Source organism: Rodentibacter rarus, from assembly GCF_001998965.1.
Lineage (GTDB): Bacteria > Pseudomonadota > Gammaproteobacteria > Enterobacterales > Pasteurellaceae > Rodentibacter > Rodentibacter rarus.
Genome location: NZ_MLHJ01000115.1, coordinates 1 through 4,697 on the forward strand (window position 1 = coordinate 1; position 4,697 = coordinate 4,697).

General features: G+C 41.7%; 4 protein-coding genes. 1 reads left to right on the top strand and 3 read right to left on the bottom strand.

The genetic code is table 11. The annotated features are described in order from the left end of the window. Window positions 1-343: 343 nt before the first annotated feature. A complete protein-coding gene (gene mutS / locus BKK50_RS10320) occupies window positions 344-2,929 on the top strand; it encodes a DNA mismatch repair protein MutS (protein WP_077417778.1) in 2,586 nt (861 codons plus the stop codon). Window positions 2,930-3,119: 190 nt separating this feature from the next. Here mutS and crcB read toward each other — a convergent pair whose 3' ends face one another. From crcB to BKK50_RS10335, 3 genes are all read right to left on the bottom strand, one after another. Next, on the bottom strand, window positions 3,120-3,503 hold the full coding sequence (gene crcB / locus BKK50_RS10325) for a fluoride efflux transporter CrcB (protein ID WP_077417780.1): 384 nt from the start codon (window positions 3,501-3,503) through the stop codon (window positions 3,120-3,122). Next, a complete protein-coding gene (locus BKK50_RS10330) occupies window positions 3,503-4,321 on the bottom strand; it encodes a Cof-type HAD-IIB family hydrolase (protein ID WP_077417782.1) in 819 nt (272 codons plus the stop codon). The genes crcB and BKK50_RS10330 overlap by 1 nt, the downstream gene beginning before the upstream one ends. Window positions 4,322-4,458: 137 nt before the next feature. Next, window positions 4,459-4,697, bottom strand: a 239-nt coding sequence (locus BKK50_RS10335) for an EF-Tu C-terminal domain-related protein (RefSeq protein ID WP_077415552.1), incomplete at its 5' end; no start/stop codon positions are given.

The window sequence follows — 4,697 nt, forward strand, 5'->3', positions numbered from 1 at the left end:
AGGGCTAAATTTCAGATTTCGAGCCGTTGAAAAGGCGATTTTTTTGGGAAAAGCGGTAGGGACACACTGCGTGTGTCCGAATTTTAACCTATTGAAATAATTTGATTCTATAACGGACACACGCAGTGTGTCCCTACGTTCTGTTAAAATTTCTGTTTTTGTGCATTTGCTACATAATACCAAAAATAAATGCCATAATGACCGCACTTTCATCAAATGTTTCAAGCATAAGGGATTAGGATTAGCTTTTTCCTCGCTCAACCTCTAAAATACCCTACATTAAAACCGCTATTTTTTCGGTCGATATTGCCGTCCATTTTCTTATCAAAAAACAGGTAACTCAATGATTTCAGAAGATAATTTTTCTCAACATACCCCAATGATGCAACAATATCTCAAACTCAAAGCGGAAAATCCGGATATTTTGCTGTTTTATCGTATGGGGGATTTCTATGAGCTGTTTTATGATGATGCAAAAAAAGCGGCGGCATTGCTGGATATATCTCTCACCAAACGGGGGCAATCGGCGGGCGAGCCTATTCCAATGGCAGGTGTGCCTTATCACGCTATAGAAGGGTATTTGGCGAAACTGGTTCAATTAGGCGAACCTGTTGCGATTTGTGAGCAAGTCGGCGATCCGGCAACGAGCAAAGGACCGGTGGAACGCCAAATTGTGCGTATTGTCACACCGGGCACAGTGAGTGATGAGGCCTTATTACCTGAACGCCAAGACAATTTAATTGCCGCAGTCTATCAAGAAAAAGAGAAATTTGGTTTAGCCACATTGGATATGACATCAGGGCTTTTTCAACTGTGCGAACCGGAAAATAAAGAAAGTTTGCGTTCGGAATTACAACGCATTTCACCGGTGGAATTGCTCTATTGCGAAGATTTCAGCGATATGGCAATCATCGAACATTGCAAAGGGCTACGCCGCCGCCCCATTTGGGAATTTGAACTGGGGACGGCAATCAATTTGCTGAACCGTCAATTTGGCACTAAAGATCTGCGTGCCTTTGGGGTAGAAAAATCGCCTCTTGGTTTGAGTGCAGCGGGCTGTTTGTTGCAATATGCTAAAGAAACCCAACGCACCGCACTACCGCATATTCACAGCATCAGCGTGATTCAAAATCAAGATTATATTCAATTAGATGCTGCCACAAGACGCAATTTAGAACTCACTCAAAATCTTGCCGGAGGCACGGAGAATACCCTCGCTTCTGTGTTGGATAAATGTGTGACGCCAATGGGGAGCCGCTTGCTCAAACGTTGGATTCATCAGCCGATCCGCAATACTGAAAAACTGCGTCAACGCCAGCAGGCAATTGCAGAAATTTTAAATTTTGATCTGGTGGATGAATTACAACCTTATTTAAAACAAGTGGGGGATATGGAACGCATTTTAGCCCGTGTGGCGTTGCGTTCGGCTCGTCCAAGAGATCTCACCCGTTTGCGCAGTGCATTAGAACAACTCCCCGAATTACGCCGTATCATTGAACAAAAAACACCGCCATTTTTGACCGCACTTTTTAATCAAATTGCTGATTTTTCTGAGCAGTGTGAGCTGCTTCAACGCGCTATTATTGAAACCCCGCCGCTTTTGATTCGTGATGGCGGGGTGATTGCACCGGGATATCATGCGGAATTGGACGAATGGCGAACCCTGTCTGACGGGGCGACCCAGTATTTAGAAAATTTGGAAAAACGTGAGCGGGAAAACACGGGGATCGATACCTTAAAAATCGGCTTCAATGCGGTTCATGGTTATTATATTCAAATCAGCCAAGGGCAAGCCCACAAAGCCCCGATTCATTATGTGCGCCGTCAAACCTTAAAAAATGCGGAACGCTACATTATCCCGGAACTGAAAGAATATGAAGATAAAGTGCTGAAATCCAAAGGGGCAGCGCTGGCGTTAGAAAAACAGCTTTATGAGGAATTGTTTGATTTACTCCTCCCTCATTTAGGGGCGTTGCAATTGGCAAGCCTTGCCTTATCGGAATTAGATGTGTTGGTGAATTTGGCAGAACGTGCCGATCGATTAAATTATGTGATGCCTACATTCTGTGACGAAATCAGTATGACGATTGAGAATGGTCGCCACCCCGTGGTGGAACAGGTGTTAAAAGATCCTTTTATCGCTAATCCGGTTGAACTTAATCATGATCGTCATTTACTCATCATTACCGGACCGAATATGGGGGGGAAAAGTACCTATATGCGCCAAACTGCATTGATTGCGTTAATGGCATATATGGGGAGTTTTGTTCCGGCCGATCAGGCCAAAATCGGGCCGATTGACCGCATTTTCACCCGTATTGGCGCCTCTGATGATTTGGCCTCCGGTCGTTCTACTTTTATGGTGGAAATGACGGAAATGGCGAATATTCTCCATCAAGCTAGCAGACAAAGTTTGGTTTTAATTGATGAGATAGGAAGAGGCACGTCCACCTATGACGGGCTTTCCCTTGCTTGGGCGTGTGCGGAATGGCTGGCGAAAAAGATCCGTTCGCTCACCCTATTTGCTACCCACTATTTTGAATTAACGGCTTTGCCGGAACAATTTTCTGGTATTGTGAACGTGCATTTAGATGCCCTTGAGCATAATAACACCATTGCTTTTATGCACAGCGTACAAGAAGGGGCGGCAAGCAAAAGTTATGGTTTAGCCGTTGCCGCTTTAGCCGGTGTACCACAACAGGTGATTAAACTGGCGAAACAAAAATTAACGCAATTAGAAAAAATATCAGGTCATTCGGCCGATCAACAAATTCAAGCCCTGCGTGATGCCAACCAACACCAAGGCGAACTTGCTTTTGAACAAGAAACCGATGCACTGCGTGCCGCCATTGAGAAACTTGATCCAGATGAATTAAGCCCAAAACAGGCATTGGCATATTTATATCAACTGAAGAAAATGGTGGATTAAAAACACAGAAAAAACAAACCGCACTTTATGCCCTCCAAGGTTAAAGTGCGGTATTCTTTAAATAGTAAATACACAAAATAATCACCTACCATTTCTATACACTCCAGGAGAAGGTTACAAAATAGCGGTTTTCAATCATTAGCTCTTGCTGTATTAACGTTATGGACGGAAGTAACCCTTAAAATAAAACCTAAGATCTAAATAGGAATTTATACAATAAAATACCGAATATCGTACTGATTAATCCGCCTATTAAATGGAAAGCAATAACGCCAAGTGCGTTAAACCATTTGTCTGACATTAAAAGTTCAATCACTTCTATTGAAAAAGAGGAAAATGTTGTAAATGCTCCAAGAAAACCCGTCACTAAAAACAATTTCCACAAAGCATTAACTTGCGGATATTGCCAGAAAAATGTCATCAATATACCAACCAAAAAACAGCCGATGAGATTGGCAAGTAATGTACCCAAGGCAAAAGTAGAAAAAAGCGAGTTAAGACTGTAAGTTAATCCCCACCTTCCTAAAGCACCGAATACCGCACCACAACTAATGCACAATATCGCTTGGAGCATTATTGGATGCCAAAGTGAAGTTGAAGATATTTTGCAACCGACTCATTTTGATTTGAGCCTATCTGTTCTAAATGTGGACAAGCCTGTTTCAATCGTTCATCGGCATTCTCCATAATGCAACCTTTTCCAACAAGAGAAAGCATTTCCACATCGTTCATTCCATCCCCAAAGGCGATACAATTTTCCAAACCGTAATCTCGTTGCTCTAGCACGTGTTTTAGCGCCTCTCCTTTTGAAACATTTTTATTCATCACTTCCAAACAGGCTAATGCAGAATAAACAATCGTTGCTTTATCGCCAAAGTGTTCACGTAAATATTTTTCCACTTCGATTAAATCTTCAGGGGTTTTTCCAATAAAAAATATTTTCTCTACATGACGGGCGTGATGTTTAGAAAAATCAACCACTTCATACATAAAACCTGAATCTTGATGAAATTTTTTCAGTACCGGAACATCTTTATTAATAAACCAGCCTTCATCTTGATAGCTGTTTAAACAGACCTTAGTTTCATCAAATGGCGTTTTATAAAGATCGTATACGATATCTTCCGGTAAGCTATTACTGTAAATGAGATTACCCGTCATATCCCGTACCCTTGCGCCATTTGAGGTAATCATTACCGCACGCTCTGCACCGATTTTCCCGAGTATAGAAGCAACGTCAGTATGATTTCTTCCTGTTGCAAGAATAATATCAATGCCATTTTGTTCAAGACGATTCAGCGTATCAATCGTAAAATCTCCGATGATATGATTTGTGTTTAATAATGTACCATCTAGATCAGAAACGACGGCTCGAAAATGTTGTTTTGACATAAAAAATCCTCTCAAAAGTTTTTCTGATCATATCAAAAAATGAGGGAAAAATAACCGCACTTTTGACTGAATAAATGATAAAACAAAAGGGCAGATTATCTAAGATCTGCCCTCTCAATTGATTAATTCAATGAAAATTATTTAATAATTTTCGCAACAACACCCGCACCTACTGTACGGCCACCTTCACGGATAGCAAAACGTAAACCTTGGTCCATCGCAATTGGGTGGATTAAGGATACAGTCATTTTGATGTTATCACCAGGCATTACCATTTCCACACCTTCCGGTAATTCGATAGTACCGGTTACGTCTGTTGTACGGAAATAGAACTGTGGACGGTAACCTTTGAAGAACGGGGTATGACGACCACCTT

Excerpts from the sequence above, each read along its gene's own strand:
- mutS (WP_077417778.1), top strand. The coding sequence starts at position 344 with ATGATTTCAGAAGATAATTTTTCTCAACATACCCCAATGATGCAACAA.
- crcB (WP_077417780.1), bottom strand. The coding sequence starts at position 3,503 with ATGCTCCAAGCGATATTGTGCATTAGTTGTGGTGCGGTATTCGGTGCT.
- BKK50_RS10330 (WP_077417782.1), bottom strand. The coding sequence starts at position 4,321 with ATGTCAAAACAACATTTTCGAGCCGTCGTTTCTGATCTAGATGGTACA.